Source organism: Allobosea sp. 05T433 (assembly GCF_056396065.1).
The window spans coordinates 71,395-93,426 of the sequence record NZ_JBFTKS010000027.1; the positions used below are offsets into that span (position 1 = coordinate 71,395).

The following is a 22,032-nucleotide window of genomic DNA, read 5'->3' on the forward strand; positions in this document are numbered from 1 at the left end:
GCTTCATCCACTCGGTCGTTGCGGCAGGTTCCTCAAAGTGTTCAGCTGATCGCTCACGAGGGAGACGGAGCGATGCACGAAGATGACGCTGACGTCCTGGCAGACCTGAGCAGCAGCCAGATCCTGATCGTCACAACCCTGATCGACCTGTTGATCGACAAGGGGCTTGTTCAACGCGGCGAGGTCGTGGCCCGCTACGACCAGCTCCTGGCGAATAGCAAGGGCAACGCGGCCAGCATCTCGGTGCTGCAGCCCATCGTCAGCGTGCTGAGCTATCTCGCCCATGACGACACGCGAGGGCTCTCGAAACCGTCCCATTGAGCACGGCACGCGAACCGCGGCAGTTCTGGTCTCCCGGTTTCGATGTCATCCCCCATGGCGGCCGTCGCGCTGCACGCTATAAGTGCGTCCGGCTTTCCAGCGGGGACTAAGAGATGCAGATTGGTTTGGTTCTCTTTCCAAAATTGACGCAGCTCGACCTGACAGGCCCGGCCGAGGTGTTTTTCCGCATGCCCGGGGCCAAGGTTCATCTGCTTTGGAAAACCCTGGAGCCGGTTACATCGGACCGTGGCCTGTCGATTCTGCCGACGATGCGCTTTGACGATTGCGCCGCCCTCGATCTGATTTGCGTGCCCGGCGGCCCCGGCCAGATCGAGCTGATGAGCGACGCAGAGACGCTCGGCTTTCTCAGGCGGATCGCAGCCGGCTGTCAGCTGGTGACCTCCGTCTGCACCGGTTCGCTGGTGCTCGGCGCGGCCGGCCTGCTCGAGGGCTACAGGGCGACCTCGCACTGGTCCTCGATCGACCAGCTTGCCTTGCTCGGCGCGATCCCGGTCGCGGAGCGTGTCGTGAAGGACCGCAACCGCATCACGGGCGCGGGCGTCACGTCGGGAATCGATTTTGCGCTCACCGTCGTCGCCGATCTCCTGGGAGAGGACATCGCCCGGGAGATCCAGCTGCAGATGGAATATGACCCAAAACCTCCCTTCGACGGCGGATCGCCGCGTTCGGCCTCAGCCGCCCTGGTCGAGGCGACGCGCCAGAAGATCGCGCCCTTCATCGACCGGCGGCGGCTTGCGACCGAACTCGCCGCCGCCCGCCTGCGCGAGCGAGCAGAGGGTTCGGTCCGCTGAAAGCGGCCAAGGTGCCTTGGGTGGAGCCATGTAAGGCGGGGCAGTCAGCTCATGGGCCCGTATGGGCTTGCGTCGCTTGGCTTTCTCACAAAGCTCTGGAATGATCCGCTGAAGATCGCCTCGTTTGCCCGAGCCTCGCCATTGTCCGCCTGCATTCCAAACGAGATCGCAACGCCTGCCTTCTACGCATTTGTGGCAGTTGCTGCGTCAATCAACCTATTTTTCGCCGCCCGCATCCTCGGGAATGCGCGATCCCGATCGCAAGACAGCACTCACTTCAGGGGCTCGCTATTCCTCGCCCTGGTTGGCGTTCATCGCGTGCAGCGTCGTCGCTGGACCGGGCCGACGCCGTCCCCGCAAGATCAAGCCTTGCTTCGGCACACTCGCCTGAAGCTGTTGGGGCTTTCATTCGTCACCGGTATCGTCGGTGTCGCCCTGCTGTTCCTGTTGAGCAGCCAGACATGCTGGTTTCAAAGCCTGAGATCGGTTTGAATCCGAGCTTCGGCTCAACGCCGCCCCGAGGGGCGGCCGCTCGTCAGTTCACACCCCTCCCCGCCCTTCCCTTTGGTCGCAGCTTACGGCTCTATTCTGCCCGAGACATGCGGGTATTGGGCTGAGGACTGAGATGAGTGTGGATATACGCTATGCCGCCGAGAGCGATCTCGCCGGCTGTCACCGCTGCCTTGATGACGTCGCCCGCGAGGGGCGCTGGCTCTCGCGCCTGAGCGCGCCGCCGATCGAGCGCTACGCGGATTTCATCGCCGGCCTGCGCGAGGCCAACGCCCCGCGGGTCGTGGCAGTCGATCGCGAGGTTGTCGGCTGGTGCGACATTATCCCGGATGCCTCCCCCGTTCGCGCCCATGTCGGCAAACTAGGGATGGGGCTGCTCGCCAGCCATCGCGGCTTAGGCCTCGGCCGGCGCCTGCTCACGCTCGCGCTCGACCGGGCGCGTCAGCGCGGGCTCGAGCGCATCGAACTCTCGGTCCTCCACGACAACAAGGCGGCGCGCGCCCTCTATGAACGGCTCGGCTTCCAGATCGAAGGACGGCGCCGGCGCGACTGGAAGCGCGATGGTGTCTACCGCGACAGCATCCTGATGGCGCTGGATCTCGGGGCGCCCTAGTGGCCGCTCCCTTGTGTTCCGTTGACGCCGCCTCATGAACTGACATCGAACCAGGCCCCGGCAAGCAACAGGCCCGGACAAGCTCGGACCGATTCCGCCCTGCGCCGACGCCCGCCGCTCTCATCTGCGCCGCTCACCGGGGCGTCGCCCCCCTCATTCATTCCGCCGTTGCGGCACGTTCCTCAAAATGTTCAGCTGGTCGCTCAATGAGGGAGACGGAGCGACGCACGACGATGACGCTGACGTCCTGGCAGACCTGAGCAGCAGCCAGTTCCTGATTGTCACAACCCTCCTCGACCTGTTGATCGACAAGGGCCTTGTTCAACGCGGCGAGCTCGTGGCCCGCTACGACCAGCTCCTGGCGAACACCAAGGGCAACGCCGCCAGCATCTCGGTGCTTCAGCCCATCGTCAGCGTCCTGAGCTATCTCGCCCATGACGACACGCGCGGGAACGCGAAGCCGTCCCATTAAGCCGGCTCGCGCGAGCCGCCCTGGTCTCCCGGTCGGGAGCTGCGCGGGTCATCGGCGCCGCATCCGCAGCAAAGGCCTGCCGAAGCGGTGGGAACGCGTTGGCGCCGCGGTTCAGAAATTGAAAGACCAGCTCGGGGGCGGCTGCGCCGGCGCGCCCGATCTGCTCGCGGGCAAGGAACAGGGTCCGGGCTGTCGCGGATTTCCGGGACTGTGCTTTTTCCGGTCCAGGGGCTGCTCGCGGCTTCCGCCCGGACCTCTCGCGCGGTAGAGCGCATGGCGGGTCAGTCGTCAGTGGAATGCAGCGTGCAGAACAGCTCAGCGTCTCCGGCCCAACCGGGTGAGCCGAACGAGGCGACCCGGACCGCCGTTTCCGGCACGCCGGGCGAAGTGTTGCGGACCTTCCTCAAGCTCGGCCTGACCTCCTTTGGAGGCCCAGTCGCCCATCTCGGCTATTTCCGGGATGAGCTGGTGGTGAGGCGCAAATGGATCGATGAAACCGGCTATGCCGATCTCGTCGCCCTGTGCCAGTTCCTGCCGGGTCCGGCCTCCAGCCAGGTCGGTTATGCGCTCGGTCTGCTACGGGGCGGGCCGTTGGGTGGGCTCGCGGCCTGGTGCGCATTCACGCTGCCCTCCGCCCTGCTGCTGGTGCTCTTCGCCCTTGGTGCGACAGTCTTCAGCGGTCCCATCGGCTCAGGGTTGATCCATGGCCTGAAGCTCGTCGCCGTGGCCGTGGTGGCCCAGGCAGTCTGGGGCATGGCGCGCTCCCTCGCTCCGGACAAGCCGAGGGCCGGCATTGCGCTCGGGGCCGTCCTGGTCGTGGTCTTCTTTCCGGGCTCGCTCGGCCAGATCGCGGCCATCCTCGCGGGCGGCCTGACGGGCGTGTGGCTGTGTCGGGACGCCGCGACGATCCAGCCCGGCCATCTGACCTTTTCGGTATCGCGGCCAGTCGGCTTCGTGGCCTTGGCGCTGTTCTTCGTGCTGCTCGCAGGCCTGCCATTGGCGGCGACGGCCACGGGAGCGCACGGGGTGGCGCTCCTCGATGCCTTCTACCGCTCCGGCGCGCTCGTGTTCGGCGGCGGCCATGTCGTCCTTCCGCTGCTGGAAGTCGCCGTGGTGCAGCCTGGCTGGATCAGCCCTGGCGCTTTCCTCGCCGGGTATGGTGCGGCGCAGGCCGTGCCGGGGCCGCTGTTTACCTTCGCCGCATATCTGGGTGCGGCCATGACGCCGTTGCCCAACGGGCTCGCCGGTGCCGCGATCTGCCTTGCGGCAATCTTCCTTCCCGGACTGCTGCTGGTGACGGGTGCGCTGCCATTCTGGAACGCCTTCCGCACCCGGCCGCTCGCGCAGGCGGCCATGCGCGGCACCAATGCCGCGGTCGTCGGCATCCTGGCATCTGCGCTCTACAGCCCGGTTTGGACGAGCGCGATCCTGGACGCGCGCGACTTCGCTGTCGCCCTTGTCGGTTTCGCCCTCCTCACGATCTGGAAGGCCCCGCCCTGGATCGTCGTCCTGATGACAGCTGCGAGCGGGATCGGCCTGGCGCTGCTTTGAGCATGCGCTTTCGGCATCCCGGCCCAAACCTGTTTTCCACCCGCCGAGACTTCCTCGCCCCGGGTGCCTTGTGTCCCCATCCAAGTCCCGCCCGGTTCGGCAGGGGCGCGGTCATCCCGGCCGCATCCGCATCATGCGCACGTCTGCCCGAAGGGCCTGGATCTCAGGGCTGGCCAGCAACCGGGATTGCTCCCTGCCCTTGGGATAGACCGATCGGAGTTCGGCCCTCTAAGATTGGCAACTCAGTGCTGCCGAGGGCTCACCGTGCACGTCCAAGCCTCCCAATGGCGGTCTTCGTTCATCCTCACCGCCCTGGCTTTTATTGGGCTGTTCCTCATACTCGTGGGGGGCGCGGCCATTGTAGTTCCGGAGATGGGGCCTGCGTGGCGGCGCCTGGCGGCTCCGTTCGGCGGCGTCCTGGCATTCGGAAGCCAGTCCGTGTCGCTGCTGCGGGATATTCCCCTCCTGACGGCAAGGCGGAAGCGGACGCCGGGCTCACGGAGAAGCATGGGCGTGCTCCTTGCCGCCAGTGCAGCGGTAAGCGCCCTGAATGTCGTGTTCGGTTGGCTCCTGCTCTAGGCGGGCTGCATCGAACAACACGATGCCTGCGCGAGCGATTTCGTCGGCTGCCATCGCTGTCCTGGTGAGAGGGCCCGGGAGGCAGCCACGGCAGTCAAGTCCTGTTCCGTGCTCTTAGCCATCGCCGGGCCTGATCGGGTCCGTTCACCGTCCGCCCATCACCGCTTGCCGTACTCCGTGAAGACGTAATCCCGGGCCTTCACGCCCGTGTGGCAGGAGAATCCGCACTTGGCGTCGTTCCCCTGCGGCGGCTGGTCAGTCAGGGTGCCCGGTGTGAACGTGTTGGCCGCAGCGTCATGGTTGAACACGGCCCATCCCCATCCGCCGCTATCTGAAAACCTCGTGCTGTCCTTCACCATGAAGTCGACGTCATGGAGGGTGCCCGGTACCGTCGTGTCCGGGAAGTACTGGTTCTTTGCCGGGTTCCAATGGATCTTCGCCATCTTGGCGCCATCGGGGAAAGCTTTGCCGTTCCCGGGAATGCCGGCCCGGTAGGCCTCGATCATCACGGGATTGGCGAGGATCACGGCGACCGCCTGTCGCACCATACCATGGCTGCCTTGATCCAGCTTGCCTTGACCCGGCTGCGCCTCGGCCGCCGCCCGCTGGACGGAGGCCCGGCTCGCGGCAGCGCGTGCCCGCGGCGGGTCCTTTCTCGGCTTATTCATGCGACGTTGGTCGGCTTCTGCAGCCTCGATTCCCCCTCTGTTCCGGTTGCCGAACGCAGGTTCGCGAAGCGTTCTCCCGCCACGGTTGCACAGGCAGGTCACGAGGAGACGCGCAGGTCGATTGAGGTCGCTTCAACTCCTGAGCCCCCGGCATGGCCCCGCTCGCAAGCCATCCCGGCCAGGGGCGCGCGGCAGCTGCGGCGGCCATCCCTTAAGCGATATTCTCAAGGCGCCATCGGGAACCCTCGCCCGCGTACTTCGTTGGCTGGGGAGTGCCGCCGGAGCAGGACATGCGCAAAGCGGATCGTCTTTGCAACCCGTCCTGTCCTCGGTCCCGACGCGCGATCGCCTGCAATCAGGATCAGCCGAACGGCCTGCCGAAGCTTTAGGCGCTATCCCCGAAGGAATGGAGGTTCAGACCATGATCGTATCGGATGTGATGACCAGGGGCGCCCAGATCGCCCGACCGGACGAGACCTTGCTGCAGGTCGCCCGACGCATGGCGGCCGAAGATATCGGTTTCATGCCTGTCGGCGACAACGACCATCTGGTCGGCATGATCACCGACCGCGACATCGTCATCCGCGCCGTCGCCGAGGGGCGCGGCCATGACACGCTTGTGCGCGAAATCATGACACACGACGTCAAATACTGTTTCGAAGACGAGAACATGGACGATGTCGCGCAGAACATGGGCGAACTCCAGGTGCGGCGCCTGCCGGTGGTCAACCGCGACAAGCGCCTCGTCGGCGTCGTCTCGCTCGCCGATGGTGCGCTGAAGGACGACCCGGAGGCCATCGGCATCGCGCTGTCGGCGGTGGTCGTGCCCGGACACGCCCAGGCGGCCTGACGCAAGCGACTGTCGGAAGCGAAACGAGCAAGGACCCCTGAGAGAGGGCCCTTCTCAGCGCCGTGCCTCGCTACAGCCAGCGCCTGACGCGGCCCTTGTAGGCGCGATAGACGTCCCCGAATTTCCGATCGAGATAGGCCTCCTCGCGGGCGACCACGCCGTAGCGGATGACGAGATAGAACGGCAGCAGCAGGACGAAGAGCCACAGGCTGTTGAAGGCGACGGCGAGGCCGATGAGGCCGAGCACCATGCCGAGATAGATCGGGTTGCGCGTGAAACGGTACGGCCCCGCCTCGACGATCATCGTCGTCGGCTGGGTGGTCTGGATTTGCGTCCCTGCGCGGCGAAACGTCGTTGCCGCCCAGATCAGCAGGGCGAGGCCCGCGAGGAACAGGATGCCGCCGAGCGCGCCCGCCGGCATCTCCGGCGCGAGGAATGGCAGCGGAGAGAGCCATTCGAGCCCGAGCCCGACGAGCACCGCGATCGCCCAGGCGATCGGCGGCCGTATCACGGCGCCCGAATTGTCGCGCACATTCCCTTTTGCGTGGCTCATACCGCTGCCTGTCCGAAGCCCGTCCCCACCAGGGACGCCACGGCGTTCGATGTCTATCACCAGCCAGTGTCCGGGGCGCGCCCGAAGGCAGGGTTGGTCCATCGGCATCATGCCGGCCATCGGCTCACAACCTGGTTTCTCGACGACAACGCGACGGCGTGTGCCCTCTACGAGGGCTCGACTTCCAGATTGAAGGGCGGCGCCGGCGCGACTGGAAGCGCGACGGCGTCTACCGCGACAGCATCCTGATGGCGCCGAACTCAAGGCCGCGCGGCAGCGCGGATCGGCGGCCTCACGCGCGCATAGACTTCGTCGTACAATGCTACCTCGCCGGGCATGGCCAGTGTGACGGCCAAGCCGAAGATCACGGGCTCGTCAATCGGGGTGCCTTGGTCCGGATCGCGCTGTACGATCAACGGAATGGTCATATCAGCAGCGACGACAGGGGCATCGCTCCCATCCCAGCATCGAGAGAAGATTGTTCCCCGGTTCGTCTGGTTTTCGTCTGGCTGCCAACTGTGGCTGCTCACTCCAAGCTCGCCGATTGACGCGGGTTTCAGAATTTTCAGGCGACACGTGCGATAGCTCTTGCGACCGGGCGCGACCGGCGTGAACCAGGCGAGAGTTGCCGATAGACTGTGCGGGCGCGCTTTGCCACCCATGGCGATAGGCACGGGTACCTCGATCGTGACGTTTCGATCGTTCCGCAGGCTGCCGGTTACGAAGAAAGTGGCGCGATCCGCCGCGCAGGCCACCGCATCCGTGGCATCGACGCAGCCGAAGCCAATGAAACGGCGGATATTATCCTTCTGCTTGCTGGCCTGGCCGCGGCCCCATGGCCCCACCGTCGCCTTGATGAGGTCAGCGACGTTGCGAGGCCAGCGTGCAGGGTGAACGAGCAAGGCCTTCAGCAAGACCGCTCGCTCGATAGGCGGAAGCAAAAGGAATGCATCGCCGTAACTCGCCTCGAGCGCGTCGTGAATCTGATGGCAGGTGCGCGACGCTAGGGCAGCCGCCGCGCTAGTGCCGTTAGTATAACCGTCGAGGTTCTCCCGTCCCCCCGCGGGAGGCGCCGCGACCTTAAGGCCCGCGCCGCGTGACGCCCGCCCAGGACGCACTTCGATATGAGCGTGGTTGCGGACGATCTGCATATGCTCGCGCGCGCCCGGCATCAAGATATCGGGCTTCACTGATCGGGCAAAACCAGGCCCAAGTGTACTCGATGGATTCGCCGCCTCATGCAAAGGATAGGGGTCGATAAGTGCTCGGGCGAGAGCGCGCTCAGCAGGCGGTACGGCATCCCGATTGGACGCGCCGATCGTTAACCCGTTCACAGTCTCGCCTGGAGAGAATATCCGGCGTTCGCCGATGAGCGCGTGGAGCGCACCGATCATCGACGTTGCGCGGTGGTTCCCGTCTGCGACTTCATAGTCGAACCCGGTTGCATAAGCGGGCACACCGAAGTCAGTGGTCGCATTGCCGGCGCTGACGATAAATAGCAAGCCGAAGCGGCCCGCCAGACGGTCGAGAAGGCGAGCCCACGGCGACAATTGCCCGTGGAAGGGCCGAAACCGATTGCCCAGCGACAGGTTCACAATGATTACGTTTGGGCGCTGCTCGCGCAATCGAACGACCGCCAGATAGATGAGATCGACAATCAGCCGATCGCTTGGAAATTCGTCATTGTTGCCCATCACCGGTACAACGTGGATGCGACGCGGAAGCGCTGCTTCCGCCTGGTTGCGATCGCCATGCACGATCAGCGACGCCATCGCCGTGCCGTGAGAGCGACTGGTTACTAGCGCCTCAGGCTCGAGGCCAAAGGGATCGTCGAGATCCATATGGTCTGCGAGTAAGCGGTGGGCCGCGACCGGGACCCCGTCGAGCAGCGCGAGGATCGGGTCTCCCAGCGGGTGTCTCGCTGCGGCGGCTTCGCGTTCCTCAGCCACATCGGCGATTTCGATCGTGGTCGGTGCGCTTTGGGGTCGAATGTGTAAGACCGGCTCGAGGCCGGCAATGCCCTCGGAACGTCGGTCCAAGATCTCCCGGACCGCTCGCACCGGAATGTCCGCCAATAGTGCATGATAGCCGATGTCGCCGATGCGGGCGCGAGTGACGACCGCTCCTCCGCGACCGATAATAGCCGCCCGGACATTCGCCTCCTGCTCATTCGCTACGGCCTCCCGCTCGCGGTAGACCAACTCAACCTCGAGCCTAACCAACTCCTCATCGTCACGGCCATCGATTACAACAGCGAGAAAACTTGCATCGATGCTACTGACGCGATCAAGCGGCCCCCAAGGCCGTAAGTCCCTCAGCAGATCGAATACATTTGCCCAAGGTGTTTCGCCTCGGACTAACTGGCCATTCTGCCAACGGCGCCAGAGGGACTCGAGATTGCGTAGCGCGACGATGTCCGGAACGAGCAGATAAGCATAGGGCTGCTGGTCGCCTTCGTCGGTCTCGAGCTCTTCCTCATCGACAAGTTCGAGCCCGGCGACATTTTGTACGGCGTTGGCGAACGCGCCGATCGAGCCTCGAACTTCGAAGACGAGCAATCGTTCAGGCGCAAGTCCGGACGGATCGGCGCGCAGCTCAAGCGCATTGGCACCGCGCGCAAGAACCTCCGCCAATCGGGTAAATTTGGGACCGAAAGTCCCCGTCTGGCGATCGCGCGGAAATGAGTCAGGAGGTGGGACGTATGCGGGCCGTCCAAGTAGACGCGGTTGATCAGGTTGCGGCGTCAGCCTCAGGAGTGGCTTCGTCGGATCGCTCGGCATTGATGACCTCTGGCGTTACTCGCGAAACCCACAAGTCAAGTTCGGCTCGCAACGCGTCATCAATAGCCATCTCCCCCAACCCCAAAATCTGGCGTCGTCTTACGTTCTGACAGAAATCGAGCGCCTCAGCATAGCTGACCTTGCCCAACCTGGCGGCGATTCTCGCCGGAGTCATCTTCGGCGTATTCGGCCAATCGGACAAGATGCGATCAAGGAAAACCGTCACTTCCTTTAGGTGCGGCGCCGGTATAGCCAAGCGCATCTGGAAGCGGCGCCACACCGCACGGTCCAGCAACTCGCCATGATTGGTGGCCGCGATAACTACAACGTAGCTAGGCAATTGATCCAACTGCATCAGCAGGAAGGATACCACCCGTTTGATCTCGCCCGTTTCGTGGGTGTCACCGCGCTCCTTGCCAATCGCATCGAACTCGTCGAAGAACAAGATGCTCGGCGTCGTACGTACATAGTCGAAGAGCTTGCGCAACCGAGCATTGGTTTCACCCAAATAGCTGCCGATCAACGCATCATAGCGCACGACGTAGAATGGCAGACCAAGTCCTTCGGCAATGGCCTCTGCAAACGAGGTCTTGCCGTTACCAGGTGGTCCGGAAAGCAAGACACGGTGGCGGGGCTCAAAGCCATTGGCACGCAGAACATCGGCGCGCTGGTGCTCCTCGATAAGCTGACCACCGCTCTGCCGAGCGGGAAGCGGGAGCAACAGATCATCGAGCCGCAGCCGAGCTGTGACCTCTAGAATGGCTTCGCGACCATTGACGGGGTTAAGGTGCTGCGAACTGGCGGTCAACGCGGGCGGCGTGACCGGTACAGCCGAAAGGGCCCGCTGTAGACGATCGGCAACAATATAGTGCTTCTTAGCCCGCTCATCTGCGACCAACGCCTCGGCCGTGGAGCGCACCGCCTCACGATCGCCGACCGCGCCAGCGCGAACGAGATTAATAAGAAGATCACTACGAGCCATAGCTGCCTTAATTGATCACTCGCTTCGAACCCATGAGAGATTCGTCCGCTCCCCCACGGTCGTTTGCGTGTCCGTCACAGTTCTGCGCGCCGGGTCGCGTCAAGACAGTGCTGTGTCGAATCCACGAACACCTTAGGTGAAGGTTGGGCAGACGGTAAGTGCTTGAGCTCGCAAATTTGCGACCTGGAGCGTTCGCACTACGCTTGAAATGGGCGGCGTCCGGCTCTCGCGATCTCGTCCGCGGAGCAACTTGGCCGCTTGTGGACTGTCAAGAAGGAACCCAGTCCAATGCGAACGGCAGGTTCATGGCAGCTCTCAATGTCTAGAGGTGACGATCGCAACACCGCGAGGCGCTCCACGAACTCCCAACTGGGACACTCGTCGCGTCGGGCGCCTCGCCTCCGAAATGCCGCCCGATCGGGAGCTTCGCGGTCAACGCCGCCACATCCGCACCCTGCGAAGGCCCGCCCGAAGCGGCTAGAATTGCGGGAGCTGGCCCTGTGGTTCCGCCATTAAAGGCGCCGCCCCGGCGGGCGGCGGCTGGTTGATCGGCATCAGGCCCGCCATCAGTTCAGGCTCCAGCCCAATAGGCTCGCCAGAACCCATCGGCGTACTCGCCGACACCTCACCCGGCGGCGCCCCCTGCAGCGCCTGCACGATCTCCCCGACCACGCCCTGAAGCTCGACAATCGCCTGCGCCATGCCGGCGAGCGCCGGGTCGGCCTGCGGCTCAGCCACCTGCTCCCCCGCCCCCCCGCCCCAGCATCTGCGCAACCTGCGCAGCCTCCAGCGCCAGCTCGGCCTTGCCGGCTTCGGCCTGCTTGCGGCGGGCCTCCGCCTGCTTGGCCACCAGCTCCGCCTCGCGCGTCGCCAGCTCCATCTGCCGCGCCGCCTGTTGCGCGGGATCGGGCGGCGGCGGCTGCATCGCTTGCGGCAGCGGCCTGCCCGCCTTTTGCGCCTTCAGCGCGCGGATCTCGGGCGGCAGCACGGTTTCCAGGCGCTCGCCGATCTCGTCGGCCAGATGCCAGTCCTGGGCTTTGGCGACGAGGTCGAGGATCAGCGGCGCGGTCTGCGGCGCCGCCTGGATGAAGGCCGTCATGCCGTCGCGGACTTCCTCGCGCTTGGTCGCATAGCTCGGCCCCATCTGCAGCGCGACATCATAGGCGCCGGTCGTGACGTCATTCGAAAGCCGCGGCGTCATGCCGTCGGCGGCGACGCCGCCGAGCTGGTTGATCCTGATCTCCTGCGTCCTGCCGTCCTCGCCGATGATCCGCAGCACCCGGGCCGTGTCGTAGATTTTTGGGATCAGGTCGACCAGGATCTTGCCGGTATGGCGGATCGCGCGGGCCCAGTTGTCGATATAGGCGACAGCAAATTCTTGCTTGCTCATCGCGGGGACTTCTTGCTCAGCCACCATAATCCCCCAAGCTTCCCTTGGAGGAACCATGGCATAATCGGGGTGTGGGTCAACAGCTCCCAGTTCAGATACTTAATGTGAGCACGTTGCGCCGGAGGCTCGCAAAGACCTGGCGGACCGGCAGAGAATGCGCGCGGTCTGAAACGCAAAAGCGCCCGGCCATCCCTGGCCCGGGCGCAAATCACCACCTTGAATAAAGGCATAGCATGCACAAAAAACGCATGTAAAGCCCCTGTATGCGATTTTTGTGTATCACTTTCGGCCTGAGCCAACGGAGCGCTGCCGGGCGTCTCCACTCACGCCGGCGGCGTGGCGTAGCCGCGCCTGGCCATGCAGTCGTCATAGACCGCCTTCATGGCGTCGCTYCGGCGGGCGGTCGCCTGGTCTGCGCCGGTGCCCCTCGCCCCACTGACCGGTTTCGCCGCCGCCTTGTTGGATTCGCGGATGCAGGCGGCGGCGTCCCTGTTCGCCAGCGCCTCGGGCGTCGCATTGCCGGCGCCTGGCCGGACAGCGGTGCGCTGCGGCCCCGGCGAAGCGTCGCTCGCGGCCTGGCACCCGGCAAGTGCGAGCGAGACGATGATTGCGGCATGGCGAAGCATGAAACCCTTCCTCCTGCGCCGGTCAGAGCATAGGCCGCAGCGGCTTTCAACCGGCGCCCTGGTTCGCGAGCCCCGTCATCCCTGCGGCTGCGCGCGCTATTGCGGCGGGCGCGTCTCCGAGAAGCGCGCGGATGGCCTGCGCGGCCCGAAAGGAGCCCGCGGTAGGAATGATCGATCGGATCGATCGAAACAAGACAAACAACATGTTGGATTGCTTTAATGAAAAAGCCCAGACACGGCGCATCGAACTGCCAGGTGCCGCCATGACGCTGCAAATCCACGATCAAACGAGCTCAACCGGCCGGATCCCCGGCAGCCTGAAGCGCCTTGGACCTGGCCTTCTGCTCTGCCTGCCCGTGTCGGGGGCGGCTCTCGCCGTCGAGCATCTGGAGACCGCCTTCTTCCAGCGCGCCTGGCTCGAGGCGCTCGTGCTGGCCATTCTCTTGGGAACCCTGGTCCGGTCGCTCTGGAGCCCCGCCAGAAGCTGGCGCGCCGGCATCTCGTTCTGCGCGAAGACGCTGCTGGAGGTCGCGGTCGTGCTGCTCGGGGCGTCGCTCAGCGCCGCCACGATCGCCAGCGCCGGCGCACCGCTTCTGCTTGGCATCGCCGCCGTGGTCTTCGTCGCGATCGGGCTGAGCTACGGCATCGGCCGCCTGCTCGGACTGCCGCAGCGCATGGCCATCCTCGTCGCCTGCGGCAATTCGATCTGCGGAAATTCAGCCATCGCGGCCACCGCGCCGGTCATCGGCGCCGATGGCGAGGACGTCGCCGCCTCGATCGCGTTTACCGCGGTGCTCGGGGTCGCGGTCGTGCTGTGCCTGCCGCTCCTGATCCCGGCGCTCGGCCTCAGCGTTCACCAGTTCGGAATCCTGTCGGGCCTGACGGTCTATGCCGTGCCCCAGGTCATCGCGGCGACGGCGCCAGCCGGCCAGGCGGCGATCCAGATCGGGACCCTGGTCAAGCTGGTGCGCGTGCTGATGCTCGGCCCCGTCATCCTCGTGCTCTCGCTGCTGTCAGGCCGGCTGCGCGCGGAAACGGACGCGCCGGCACCTCACGTGACGGCTGGCGATCGCCCTGCCCCGCACAGGATCGCGCCGCATCATATCGTGCCCTGGTTCATCCTCGGCTTCCTGGTGCTGGCGGCGCTGCGCTCGGCAGGGCTGATTCCGGCGGTCCTGCTTGCGCCGCTCGCGACCATCGCGAACCTGCTGACCATTATCTCGATGGCGGCGCTCGGGCTCGGCGTCGACATTCGCTCCGTCGCCCGGGCCGGCCCCCGCGTCGCARCCGCCGTCATCCTCTCGCTGCTGGCGCTCGCGGCGACCTCGCTTGGCCTCATCCACCTGATCGCGGTGCCGTGAGGCGGAGGTTCTCGGGCCCCGACCATGGAGGGGAGCGCCGCGCCGCTCAGCGCTGCTTCAGCCTTGTGATCGTTGCCTCGGGAACTCCGGGGACGTTGTTGGCCAGGAGATAACGCGGGCTGGACTGCACCCATTTGTCGCGCTCACCCGCGACGGAGCATTGAAAGCCGAGATCGGCGAGGGAAGACCGGCGCATCGTGCATGTGAGACTTCAGTCAGGGTCGCACGGTTGCGAGACCGGAACGCCGAAGCGCCGGTCATTCCTGGCGCGGCCGCAAATCACCCGCGCCGGTCCAACGTCCTGGGCCTCGTCGCCGGCCGTTATCTTGTGCGGGTCGGCAGCCACGCCCGCGCTCAGCCGGCAGCAAAGGCGCGACCAGCGCCCATGCATCCTCCGCCAGACCGATCCGCTCGCCCAAGGCTTCCGCCAGGACGACGCGTTGAATCGACATGTCAGCCGTGCGTCAAGACGCGCCGTTATTGCCTTGGGCAGGCAGCCCACGTTCAATGCCGGGGTCTGGGCAGCGCATGGCTGCACCGTCGGATTTGACTGGGAAAGCGCATGACTCTCAGCTTCGTAAAGATGCATGCCAACGGTGATGACTTTGTCGTCGTCGATGCACGCACGAGCCCCAATCCGGTTGATGCCGATGTCGCGAGATTCCTTGGCGACCGGAACCGCGGCGTCGGCTTCAACCAACTGGCGGTGGTGCTTCCCTGCGACGATGCCGCCGCTCGTCTCATCTTCTGGAATCCAGACGGCACGACCTTGGGTGCGTGTGGCAGTGCAACGCGCGGCGTCGCTCACCTGATGATGAAGGAGGCCGCGAGCCAGGAAACGACCTTGCGCACCGAGCGAGGCGTGTTGCGCTGCCTGTCGACACAGGACGGGCCTATCAGCGTCGATATGGGCGCACCTCAGCTCGATTGGCGCGACATTCCCCTCGCCGAGCCTTGCGACACATTGCGATTGCCGCTCGATGGCGAGCCTGCCGCTTGCAGCATGGGCAATCCGCACTGCACGTTTTTCGTTGATGATCTCTCGGCGATCGACCCTTGGTCGGCAGGGCCGCAGATCGAACACCATCCTCTGTTTCCTGAAAAAACCAACGTCCATTTCGTTCAAGTGCTGGACCGGAAGCGCATAAGGCTGCGCATTTGGGAGCGAGGCGGAGGCGTGCCGGCGGGGTCAGGATCTTGCTCTTGCGGCGCGGCCGTGGCGGCCATCCGCCGTGGGCTTGTCGACGAGGAAGTCGAGGTCATCTGTGATGGTGGAAGCGTGGGTGTTTCCTGGAAGGCTGGAAGCGGCGTGTGGCTGACGGGCAGGGTCGCGACCGTTTTCCGTGGCGAAATCGCGCTCCCAGGCAAATCCATGCATCGTCAGGACGGCAGCTTTGTCGACAAGGCCTAGCTCAGGCTGCGTTTCGACGAGATCGTCCGAACGCAGAAAACGTGCTCGACTCCGATAGTTTAGAGCGTCTTCGTCGAAACAGGACGCAAGGCACGTTTGATCGCCTGACCGGTCGCCGGTTTTTTCGTATGCTCCTTCAGCCGGGCGGTCGCCTCCCCGGCTGCAGCGCTGCCCGGAATCTGCCGCCCCAAGCGAGGTTGCCCGATGACCCGTGCCGAGTTCGCCGCTCTTCGCCAGGCCTGCGGGTTGAGCCAGGACGACCTTGCCCTGGAGTTCGGCCTGAGCCCGGAAGCCGTGCAGGAGATCGAGACGGGGGCCGATGGGGAGGAGGTCAACACCCTTCACGCCCTGGCGATGGAACGCGTTTCGCTCCAATGCGCCGTCTGCAAGGAAAACCCCACGGTGGCGGCCGCCTCGGTGCGCTCCGACGCGCTCGACCTCGCCTGGATGATCCGGGGCTGAACCGCGAAAGCGCCCGGCCATCGCTGGTCCGGGCGCAGCTCGCCACCGCCATGATCCTGTCGGCTCGCTCGCCTCGCTCGCGGCGGGACTGCAGCCCTTGTTTCCCGATCCGTTGACGCTCATCGCGCCGTAACTTATAAGTTACGAATGTTCGAAGTCCGCCAGACCAGGATCTTCTCCAGCTGGCTCGGGGCCTTGCGCGACACCAACGCTCAGCTGCGAATTGCGACGCGCATCCAACGGATGGAGGACGGCAATTTTGGCGACGTCAAGCCGGTCGGCGAAGGCGTCAGCGAAATGCGGATCAGCTATGGGCCGGGGTATCGGGTCTATTTCATCCAGCAGGGCAGGACGATCGTTGTCCTGCTGTGCGGCGGCGACAAGAGCAGCCAATCGGCGGATATCGCCAAGGCAAAGCGCATGGCACAGGAGGCCTGAGACATGCCCCTCGAAACGACCCGCTTCGACATCCAGGAGCATCTCAAAACCCCTGAGCAGCAGCTCGCCTATATCGAGGCCGCCCTCGATGAGGATGACCCGGCGTTTCTTGCCAAGGCTCTTGGCGAGGTCGCGAGGGCGCGCGGCATGACCCAGGTGGCGAAGGATGCGGGCGTGACGCGCGAAGCCCTGTATCGCGCGCTCAGCGAGAAGGGAGACCCTCGCCTTTCAACCCTGATGGGCGTGATGAAGGCGCTCGGGTTGAAGCTGCGGGTTGCAGCCTGAAAAGAACCGACGAGGCCGGCGCGATGCCGGCTTGCCCCGTAAACCTGTCGGGGATGGTTGTGGGCTGAAGCAGACGCCACGGCGCACCTGTAAGCAGTGGCGGCATCCTTGTTCTGCCCGAAACGGAAAGGCGCCCGGCCATCGCTGGTCCGGGCGCAGCTCGCCACCGTGAGCTACGGCATCAGCTCAAGCGCAGCCGATGCGCGATGACGTTCAGCGCGCAGCGGAAAATGCCCATGGTCGCGTGGTCGGTGATGTCGCGGTCGAGCACGCAGACCCGCATCAGGATGGCGTTGCCGTCATGGTGCAGGCCGGAATCGGCCAGCGCGTCCTGCAGCTCGCGATACTGCGAGCGGATTTTGGCGACTGTCTCGACGTCGAGTTCAGGCCCCTCGCCTGTCGTGCCCGCGACCAGCTCGGCGACCATGCTCGGCAGCTTTGGGAGGCTGTCGGTGATGTGGCGATGATAGCGCACGAAGCGGCGCGTCACCGTCTCGGCCGCCTCGAACTGGCGCCGGTCGATCATCCCGCCCAGAAACATCCGGCCAAAGGCATAGCCGGCCATCGGCGAGGCATTTCCCTTGCGGTGCGGCTGCGCCAGCGCCACCGCCATGATCTTCTCGGGGCGCTCGCCCCGCTCGGCATTCCTGATCCGGCCATTGCGGTAGCGGCCGACATCCGTGCGGGGTTTGCGTCCTGCGCGTGCCATCGTCTCGTCTTTCTCTGCTGGGGTTTGCTCTGCTGGGGTTTGGGGGCTTGGTGCGACCCGTGCGGCGACGCCCGCTGGCGGTACTTGTGTCTCGGTCATGCTGTTGGCTCGCTTGGCTGCGGGGTCGTCGGGGGAAGCCGGCTGGGCACGGTCCAGCAGCCGGTCCTGTCGGTCGGAAGCGGCCTGCCGCCCCTCGCCTGCCGCCAGGCATCCCAGGCTTCGGGATCGTCGACCGGCGAGATCCTGACGCCGGCCCCGGCATCGCTCCCGGACTGGTCCGGCGGGGTGGCAAGCGCGAGCCCGGCATTGACGCCCCATTCCGGCGCAAAACCCTGCCAGCCCCGCAAAATCATCAGATCCGCGGCGCGGTCCGGCTCGGCGGCCAGGGCAAGCTGGTTCGCCAGAAGTCTCGCCGCATGCAGCGTCAGTGGCTTCTTCAGCGTCCGGCGATGGGCGATGACGGCCTGAGCCTGCTCCTTCGAGAGCACGGCGCCGAGCGCAGCCTCGATCTCCCGGTGCTCAGGAAGCGCCCTGGCGCGCCCAGTCCCCCTGGGGGCTGGGGGTGATTGAATTAGTGATTGCGATTGTGATTGTGATTTGCATGCCTCCGGCACATGCCCCGGCACTCCTGCGGCATCTGCCGCAGCATCTGCCGCAGCATGGACCTGCCAACGCTTGACGGCCTTGGCCCTGGCCTTCCCGCTGGCCTCGGCTGCCGCCTGCAGTTCGGCATCGATGCGCTTATGGACCCAGTCCTCGGCAAAGAGATCGGCCAGCGTGTCACGGCTCGCGCCCCATTCCGCCGGCGACATCCGGGCGATGCGGGCCAGCCGGCGGTCCTCGGTAGGGAGCCCGCCATTTTGCCAGTAATGCATGATCAGCAGGAGATAGCCGCCATGCTCGGCCGCGCTGAGATGGCCGGTATCGGCGAGATAATCGGCGACATAGAGCGGCATCCAGGCCCGGCTCATCGCGTGCCTCCGGAGGCAGGCGCCCGGTTCGCAGGTTTCTTGCCCTCGGTCCGGGCAACGGGAACCCCGCCATAGCCCCGCACATCGGCGCCGCGGCGCTGATTGGTGACGCGGATGGCGTGAAGCACGGTGGTGTGGTCGCGGTGAAACAGCCGCCCGATCTCGGAGAGCGACAATTCGGTCTCATCCGCCACCCGCCAGATCGCAAGCTGGCGCGCCCCGGCAATGCGCGCAACGCGCTGCTCGCCCTTGATCGCATCGATGGTGATGCCGGTCTCGGCAGCGACGGCCGCGATGATCGTGCCAGCCTGCATCCTCCCGCGCAGCGGCGTGCTGGCATGGTGCAGACGGTATTGCTTGCGCACCACTGCCCAGGGCACGGCGCCGGGCCGGGCTTCCTCTTGCGACTTACCCGCCGCGCTCGTGTCGGCCTCGCAGGCGCCTGTCGCGGGCTTGGCGCGGGTTTCGCGCTCCGGCCCTGCGGCCGCCACCACCGGCGCCGGCTCGTCCGGCTTTGCCGCCTGTTTCCACGGCAGGGCCTGCCTGGCGCGATAGGCTGCCAGCATCTCTTCGGCGCTGCCATACTCCCTGGCATAGCCCTTGATCGGGAGAGCGGTCATGGCCGCACCCCGTCCAGCGGGAAGGCCAGTTGCGCCTCGCAGGCCCGGCGAAACCGGGCGATGCGGCCGGGATGCGCACGGGTGCTGGGCACGGCGGGCTCCGGCGGCGCAGAGGGCACGCCGTCGGCCGGCCAGAGATCCGGCCGCCAATGCTGGCGCGAAACGCCGGTCGCGGCCTCGAGCCTGAGCGCCATCCAGGGCGAGACCGAAGCGGCGCGCTTGGCCTTGTTGATCGCGACCTGCGAACAGCCGACGGCAGCGGCGAGCCTGGCTTCGGAACCGGCCCGGTCGATCTCACGACGCAGGAGATCGCGCGGCGGGATGAGATCGGCAGGCGTGGTGGAGACGACGGGCGTCGCTGGCGCCAGCGGCGTGGCTGGGAGGGTTGAGGTTGGGTGAGCGGCTGGGTTCATGCCGCATATTGATAACTTAAGTTATGATTAGTCAATCACAAAAGTTATCGAGACGTTCTCGATATCCTAAGTTATTGATTGGCCTATGGAACTCGGCCCGCTCATCAAGGATGCCCGCAATTCGCTTGGCTGGTCCCAGGCCGAGCTGGCGCGGCGCATCGGCGTCTCCCAGGTCGCGATCAAGAAGATCGAGGACGGCCAGACAAGGCGCTCGAAGCATCTGACCAGCGTGCTCGCCGCCGTCGGGCTGAAGCACCTGATCCTGGACGGCGCCCTGATGTCAGGCGATGACGAGCCCGAGCCCAATGCCGCAATCGCCGGCCAGCCGGAGCTTTTGAAGCCGCTCGGCGGCGCGCGCGACCTGCCCGTGATGGGCACGGCGGTGGGCGGCAGCGAGGAGGACGGCGATTTCCGGCTGAACGGCGATGTGCTGGAGCGCACGACGCGGCCGCCGGCGCTGGCCGGGCGCAAGCGCGCCTTCGCGGTCAACCTGATCACCAACAGCATGTACCCGCTCTACCGCGCGGGAAAGAAGATCTATGCCGACGAGGACGGCCGCCGCCCCGAGATCGGCGACGAGGTTTTGCTCGAGCTCTATTCCGACGAGGATGGCGAGCCGGGCCCCGTCTACGTCAAGACCCTGGTCTCCCGCGGCGCAAAGACGATCGTCGTCTCCCAGTACAACCCGCCGAAGGAACTCCGCTTTGACGCCATGCGGGTGAAGCAGATGCTGCGGATCATTCCCTATGACGAGCTGCTGGGGGTTTAGGTTCGAGGGGCCCTGCAGCCGGAGCGACGTGGCTTCCTGCTCATAGCCTTTGCCGTTGGACTGTTCCCGATCGCGCAACAAGCGGCGCCATGCAAGCCGCCCGGAAGCAGACGTTGCCAAGGGTCTCGCCTGACTTCGGTTCCCGGACCCAAAGCGAAACTAAACCTGATGCGCTGACAGCCATTCAAGCGTGTCTTCCGCACTCTTTTCGGGCCTGGTTACCGGATGCAAGACGTGTTCGATCGCTCCGTCCTTGACGACCAAGGTCAACCGCTCAATGAGGCGCATTCCGTCCGCGACGAACGTTGGAAGCGACAGCGCATCCGTCAACTGGAAGTCCTCATCGCTCAGCACTTCAAACGGTAGGTGCAGACGTGTCGCCATCTCTTGCTGATAGGAGGTTGCTTGGGTGCTGAGACCGAACACGGTCGCTCCAACGCGAGCCATATCGTCATGATGGTCACGAAATGCACAGGCCTGCGGGGTACAGCCTCGAGCGCCGGGAATGACATCCCAGCCAGTAGGCGCAGGCGTCCCCGGTTCACTCGTCCGAGGGTAACAATAGATCACCGTGCGTCCTCCAGGCAGTGACGCCAGATCGACCTTTCGCCCCGTTGTTGAACGCAGAGCGACCGCGGGCATCCGAATGCCGACCAGACGAGAGCTTAGGGACATTGATTGCCTCGGTCAGATTTTGATCTTGGCCGTCCGATTCCCACCGAGACATAGGCGGCGCGTCATCGCTATTTCCGGAGTCGACCCAACTCAGACGTTGGCGGCGCGTCGTCGCCACTGCCGGAATCGACCCGACCCATGTCGGACATTGGCGAATGTCAGCTGCCGCGAGACATTGATGGCCGATGCGGGATTCAGTCCGATCCTGTTGGTTTCGCGGGGAACCACAGGACCATGCTATCGTCCCCCAGCGTACCGTCTCCCCGCATCCTGTCCTCATCTTGCCGCAGAACGAAGCTGCCTTCGCGCCCGTCTGAGCAAGACAGAGCCCCCCTCTCATCGCTCAGGTGCCCGCTGCACTGCGCGCCGGAACCGGCCACAAGCTCAACCGAAAACCTGGCGCCGGCGAGTATCAGGTGTCCGCTGAGCTTTTCTCTGGTCGGGAAGATCAGGCCATTGATTGGCATCTCAGACGCCATCCCGGTCAGGAAGACGAGAGCTGTCGCGCCCAAGATGCATCGCCTCAAGCGTGCCATTGGCGGCCTTTTTGACAACAAGTTCTAACAAGCTCCCGTGCGGCGGTGGTATCAACAAGATCCGTCAGCGACCTTTCCTGCCGATGCTCTACTATCGAGAACGATGACGCGGATGATTGGGTATCGACAATATTAGCTTGCGTTCACCAAGAGTGGCCTCTGTGACAGAATTCTCGCCGTATATGCGAAGCCTGATTAAACCAGATCGGCCATCTGAGCATCGCAACACCGCTTCATGGAGAACCCCTGCCTTCTGGTACATCGGCCCAACGCAGTCGATACCGCCGTTCGACCGAAACTTGAATTTGTCGGTTGGCCAGCCTTCCTCCCGCAATTCCAAGTGTCCCGACAACGTTTCACTCGTTCCCTCTACCTGCCCAAAGAATGCGATGGGGCCACTCGATTTTGCGGTCGAGCCTGCCATAGCAACGAAGAGCATGAGAAAAAGTCGAAGCACGACGATCGTCATGAGCCACCAACGTTCCGGTGCGTACAGGTTAAATCGGCGGGCGGTGGATGTCAGCTTACCACCGAGGCTGTGTGAAAAGAGCCGAGTCGGCTAGGATTCCTGGAGGTGATGCTCCGGGAGCTTAGATGAAGCGCTTCGTTGAGAGTGAAGACCGTCGGCAGGGTGTCCTGCTTCCCGAGTATCTTGACGACTACGTGTCGGAGAAC

General features: G+C 64.9%; 26 protein-coding genes. 13 read left to right on the plus strand and 13 right to left on the minus strand.

Going from position 1 to position 22,032, the window contains the following annotated elements; all coding sequences use genetic code 11:
* The first annotated feature begins 72 nt into the window (after positions 1-72).
* From AC1DGP_RS28090 to chrA, 6 genes are all read left to right on the plus strand, one after another.
* The gene (locus tag AC1DGP_RS28090; RefSeq protein WP_441492851.1) at positions 73-321 is read left to right on the plus strand and encodes a hypothetical protein; all 249 of its coding nucleotides are present in this window, start codon (positions 73-75) and stop codon (positions 319-321) included.
* A gap of 113 nt (positions 322-434) precedes the next feature.
* A complete protein-coding gene (locus AC1DGP_RS28095; protein WP_476832756.1) occupies positions 435-1,133 on the plus strand; it encodes a DJ-1/PfpI family protein in 699 nt (232 codons plus the stop codon).
* Positions 1,134-1,184: 51 nt separating this feature from the next.
* Positions 1,185-1,625 (plus strand): hypothetical protein, encoded by a 441-nt coding sequence (locus AC1DGP_RS28100; RefSeq protein WP_441507594.1) that lies wholly within the window; start codon positions 1,185-1,187, stop codon positions 1,623-1,625.
* A 133-nt stretch (positions 1,626-1,758) separates the two neighbouring features.
* The gene (locus tag AC1DGP_RS28105; RefSeq protein ID WP_441507595.1) at positions 1,759-2,256 is read left to right on the plus strand and encodes a GNAT family N-acetyltransferase; all 498 of its coding nucleotides are present in this window, start codon (positions 1,759-1,761) and stop codon (positions 2,254-2,256) included.
* Positions 2,257-2,443: 187 nt separating this feature from the next.
* Complete coding sequence (locus AC1DGP_RS28110; RefSeq protein WP_441507596.1) at positions 2,444-2,728, plus strand: hypothetical protein; 285 nt, start codon at positions 2,444-2,446, stop codon at positions 2,726-2,728.
* A gap of 303 nt (positions 2,729-3,031) precedes the next feature.
* Complete coding sequence (gene chrA, locus AC1DGP_RS28115; protein ID WP_476832757.1) at positions 3,032-4,279, plus strand: chromate efflux transporter; 1,248 nt, start codon at positions 3,032-3,034, stop codon at positions 4,277-4,279.
* Positions 4,280-5,016: 737 nt separating this feature from the next.
* Here chrA and AC1DGP_RS28120 read toward each other — a convergent pair.
* Positions 5,017-5,526 carry a cytochrome P460 family protein gene (locus AC1DGP_RS28120; protein ID WP_441507598.1) on the minus strand — a complete coding sequence of 170 codons (510 nt, stop codon included), beginning with the start codon at positions 5,524-5,526 and terminating at the stop codon, positions 5,017-5,019.
* 421 nt (positions 5,527-5,947) lie between these two features.
* Here AC1DGP_RS28120 and AC1DGP_RS28125 point away from each other — a divergent pair, with 421 nt between their 5' ends.
* Positions 5,948-6,376 carry a CBS domain-containing protein gene (locus tag AC1DGP_RS28125; RefSeq protein WP_441507599.1) on the plus strand — a complete coding sequence of 143 codons (429 nt, stop codon included), beginning with the start codon at positions 5,948-5,950 and terminating at the stop codon, positions 6,374-6,376.
* 70 nt (positions 6,377-6,446) lie between these two features.
* Here the strand turns inward: AC1DGP_RS28125 and AC1DGP_RS28130 are convergent, their stop codons facing one another.
* The 6 genes from AC1DGP_RS28130 to AC1DGP_RS28155 form a co-directional block, all read right to left on the minus strand.
* Positions 6,447-6,929: a methyltransferase family protein gene (locus AC1DGP_RS28130; protein ID WP_441507600.1), complete on the minus strand. Its 483-nt coding sequence runs from the start codon at positions 6,927-6,929 to the stop codon at positions 6,447-6,449.
* Positions 6,930-7,189: 260 nt separating this feature from the next.
* Complete coding sequence (locus AC1DGP_RS28135) at positions 7,190-9,562, minus strand: S8 family peptidase (RefSeq protein WP_441507601.1); 2,373 nt, start codon at positions 9,560-9,562, stop codon at positions 7,190-7,192.
* Positions 9,563-9,659: 97 nt separating this feature from the next.
* Positions 9,660-10,691 carry an AAA family ATPase gene (locus AC1DGP_RS28140; RefSeq protein WP_441507602.1) on the minus strand — a complete coding sequence of 344 codons (1,032 nt, stop codon included), beginning with the start codon at positions 10,689-10,691 and terminating at the stop codon, positions 9,660-9,662.
* Between the two features lie 477 nt (positions 10,692-11,168).
* The gene (locus AC1DGP_RS28145; RefSeq protein WP_441507603.1) at positions 11,169-11,429 is read right to left on the minus strand and encodes a hypothetical protein; all 261 of its coding nucleotides are present in this window, start codon (positions 11,427-11,429) and stop codon (positions 11,169-11,171) included.
* Complete coding sequence (locus tag AC1DGP_RS28150; RefSeq protein WP_441507604.1) at positions 11,422-12,081, minus strand: portal protein; 660 nt, start codon at positions 12,079-12,081, stop codon at positions 11,422-11,424. Before AC1DGP_RS28150 ends, AC1DGP_RS28145 begins: the two co-directional genes overlap by 8 nt.
* A gap of 323 nt (positions 12,082-12,404) precedes the next feature.
* Positions 12,405-12,707 carry a hypothetical protein gene (locus AC1DGP_RS28155; protein WP_476832758.1) on the minus strand — a complete coding sequence of 101 codons (303 nt, stop codon included), beginning with the start codon at positions 12,705-12,707 and terminating at the stop codon, positions 12,405-12,407.
* 263 nt (positions 12,708-12,970) lie between these two features.
* Between AC1DGP_RS28155 and AC1DGP_RS28160 the strand changes: the two genes are divergently transcribed.
* Complete coding sequence (locus AC1DGP_RS28160; RefSeq protein ID WP_476832759.1) at positions 12,971-14,068, plus strand: YeiH family protein; 1,098 nt, start codon at positions 12,971-12,973, stop codon at positions 14,066-14,068.
* A gap of 46 nt (positions 14,069-14,114) precedes the next feature.
* On the opposite strand, the gene AC1DGP_RS28165 is transcribed toward AC1DGP_RS28160, so the two are convergent.
* Complete coding sequence (locus AC1DGP_RS28165; RefSeq protein WP_441507607.1) at positions 14,115-14,264, minus strand: hypothetical protein; 150 nt, start codon at positions 14,262-14,264, stop codon at positions 14,115-14,117.
* A gap of 366 nt (positions 14,265-14,630) precedes the next feature.
* On the opposite strand from AC1DGP_RS28165, the gene dapF reads away from it, so the two are divergent.
* The 4 genes from dapF to AC1DGP_RS28185 all read left to right on the plus strand — a co-directional run bounded on the left by dapF (position 14,631) and on the right by AC1DGP_RS28185 (position 16,664).
* A complete protein-coding gene (dapF, locus tag AC1DGP_RS28170; RefSeq protein ID WP_441507608.1) occupies positions 14,631-15,479 on the plus strand; it encodes a diaminopimelate epimerase in 849 nt (282 codons plus the stop codon).
* 204 nt (positions 15,480-15,683) lie between these two features.
* Entirely contained in the window at positions 15,684-15,941 is a 258-nt protein-coding gene (locus AC1DGP_RS28175) for a helix-turn-helix domain-containing protein (protein ID WP_441507609.1), read from the plus strand.
* Positions 15,942-16,088: 147 nt separating this feature from the next.
* A complete protein-coding gene (locus AC1DGP_RS28180; protein WP_441507610.1) occupies positions 16,089-16,379 on the plus strand; it encodes a type II toxin-antitoxin system RelE/ParE family toxin in 291 nt (96 codons plus the stop codon).
* A 3-nt stretch (positions 16,380-16,382) separates the two neighbouring features.
* Positions 16,383-16,664: an addiction module antidote protein gene (locus AC1DGP_RS28185; protein WP_441507611.1), complete on the plus strand. Its 282-nt coding sequence runs from the start codon at positions 16,383-16,385 to the stop codon at positions 16,662-16,664.
* 181 nt (positions 16,665-16,845) lie between these two features.
* Here the strand turns inward: AC1DGP_RS28185 and AC1DGP_RS28190 are convergent, their stop codons facing one another.
* From AC1DGP_RS28190 to AC1DGP_RS28205, 4 genes are all read right to left on the minus strand, one after another.
* Complete coding sequence (locus AC1DGP_RS28190; RefSeq protein WP_441507612.1) at positions 16,846-17,373, minus strand: hypothetical protein; 528 nt, start codon at positions 17,371-17,373, stop codon at positions 16,846-16,848.
* A gap of 95 nt (positions 17,374-17,468) precedes the next feature.
* Complete coding sequence (locus tag AC1DGP_RS28195; RefSeq protein WP_441507613.1) at positions 17,469-18,344, minus strand: YdaU family protein; 876 nt, start codon at positions 18,342-18,344, stop codon at positions 17,469-17,471.
* On the minus strand, positions 18,341-18,964 hold the full coding sequence (locus AC1DGP_RS28200; RefSeq protein ID WP_441507614.1) for a helix-turn-helix domain-containing protein: 624 nt from the start codon (positions 18,962-18,964) through the stop codon (positions 18,341-18,343). Before AC1DGP_RS28200 ends, AC1DGP_RS28195 begins: the two co-directional genes overlap by 4 nt.
* The gene (locus tag AC1DGP_RS28205; protein WP_441507615.1) at positions 18,961-19,377 is read right to left on the minus strand and encodes a hypothetical protein; all 417 of its coding nucleotides are present in this window, start codon (positions 19,375-19,377) and stop codon (positions 18,961-18,963) included. The genes AC1DGP_RS28200 and AC1DGP_RS28205 overlap by 4 nt, the downstream gene beginning before the upstream one ends.
* An 85-nt stretch (positions 19,378-19,462) precedes the next feature.
* Between AC1DGP_RS28205 and AC1DGP_RS28210 the strand changes: the two genes are divergently transcribed.
* Positions 19,463-20,146 (plus strand): helix-turn-helix domain-containing protein, encoded by a 684-nt coding sequence (locus AC1DGP_RS28210; RefSeq protein ID WP_441507616.1) that lies wholly within the window; start codon positions 19,463-19,465, stop codon positions 20,144-20,146.
* A 159-nt stretch (positions 20,147-20,305) separates the two neighbouring features.
* Here the strand turns inward: AC1DGP_RS28210 and AC1DGP_RS28215 are convergent, their stop codons facing one another.
* A complete protein-coding gene (locus AC1DGP_RS28215; RefSeq protein ID WP_441507617.1) occupies positions 20,306-20,821 on the minus strand; it encodes a peroxiredoxin in 516 nt (171 codons plus the stop codon).
* Positions 20,822-22,032 lie beyond the last annotated feature (1,211 nt).

Coding starts and splice junctions, on each gene's coding strand:
- AC1DGP_RS28090 (WP_441492851.1), top strand. CDS start 73: ATGCACGAAGATGACGCTGACGTCCTGGCAGACCTGAGCAGCAGCCAG.
- AC1DGP_RS28130 (WP_441507600.1), bottom strand. CDS start 6,929: ATGAGCCACGCAAAAGGGAATGTGCGCGACAATTCGGGCGCCGTGATA.
- AC1DGP_RS28185 (WP_441507611.1), top strand. CDS start 16,383: ATGCCCCTCGAAACGACCCGCTTCGACATCCAGGAGCATCTCAAAACC.
- AC1DGP_RS28150 (WP_441507604.1), bottom strand. CDS start 12,081: ATGAGCAAGCAAGAATTTGCTGTCGCCTATATCGACAACTGGGCCCGC.
- AC1DGP_RS28175 (WP_441507609.1), top strand. CDS start 15,684: ATGACCCGTGCCGAGTTCGCCGCTCTTCGCCAGGCCTGCGGGTTGAGC.
- AC1DGP_RS28205 (WP_441507615.1), bottom strand. CDS start 19,377: ATGAACCCAGCCGCTCACCCAACCTCAACCCTCCCAGCCACGCCGCTG.
- AC1DGP_RS28190 (WP_441507612.1), bottom strand. CDS start 17,373: ATGGCACGCGCAGGACGCAAACCCCGCACGGATGTCGGCCGCTACCGC.
- dapF (WP_441507608.1), top strand. CDS start 14,631: ATGACTCTCAGCTTCGTAAAGATGCATGCCAACGGTGATGACTTTGTC.
- AC1DGP_RS28180 (WP_441507610.1), top strand. CDS start 16,089: ATGTTCGAAGTCCGCCAGACCAGGATCTTCTCCAGCTGGCTCGGGGCC.
- AC1DGP_RS28100 (WP_441507594.1), top strand. CDS start 1,185: ATGGGCCCGTATGGGCTTGCGTCGCTTGGCTTTCTCACAAAGCTCTGG.
- AC1DGP_RS28120 (WP_441507598.1), bottom strand. CDS start 5,526: ATGAATAAGCCGAGAAAGGACCCGCCGCGGGCACGCGCTGCCGCGAGC.
- AC1DGP_RS28195 (WP_441507613.1), bottom strand. CDS start 18,344: ATGAGCCGGGCCTGGATGCCGCTCTATGTCGCCGATTATCTCGCCGAT.
- AC1DGP_RS28105 (WP_441507595.1), top strand. CDS start 1,759: ATGAGTGTGGATATACGCTATGCCGCCGAGAGCGATCTCGCCGGCTGT.
- AC1DGP_RS28140 (WP_441507602.1), bottom strand. CDS start 10,691: ATGGCTCGTAGTGATCTTCTTATTAATCTCGTTCGCGCTGGCGCGGTC.
- AC1DGP_RS28095 (WP_476832756.1), top strand. CDS start 435: ATGCAGATTGGTTTGGTTCTCTTTCCAAAATTGACGCAGCTCGACCTG.
- AC1DGP_RS28200 (WP_441507614.1), bottom strand. CDS start 18,964: ATGACCGCTCTCCCGATCAAGGGCTATGCCAGGGAGTATGGCAGCGCC.
- AC1DGP_RS28110 (WP_441507596.1), top strand. CDS start 2,444: ATGTTCAGCTGGTCGCTCAATGAGGGAGACGGAGCGACGCACGACGAT.
- AC1DGP_RS28165 (WP_441507607.1), bottom strand. CDS start 14,264: ATGCGCCGGTCTTCCCTCGCCGATCTCGGCTTTCAATGCTCCGTCGCG.
- AC1DGP_RS28215 (WP_441507617.1), bottom strand. CDS start 20,821: ATGTCCCTAAGCTCTCGTCTGGTCGGCATTCGGATGCCCGCGGTCGCT.
- AC1DGP_RS28125 (WP_441507599.1), top strand. CDS start 5,948: ATGATCGTATCGGATGTGATGACCAGGGGCGCCCAGATCGCCCGACCG.
- AC1DGP_RS28210 (WP_441507616.1), top strand. CDS start 19,463: ATGGAACTCGGCCCGCTCATCAAGGATGCCCGCAATTCGCTTGGCTGG.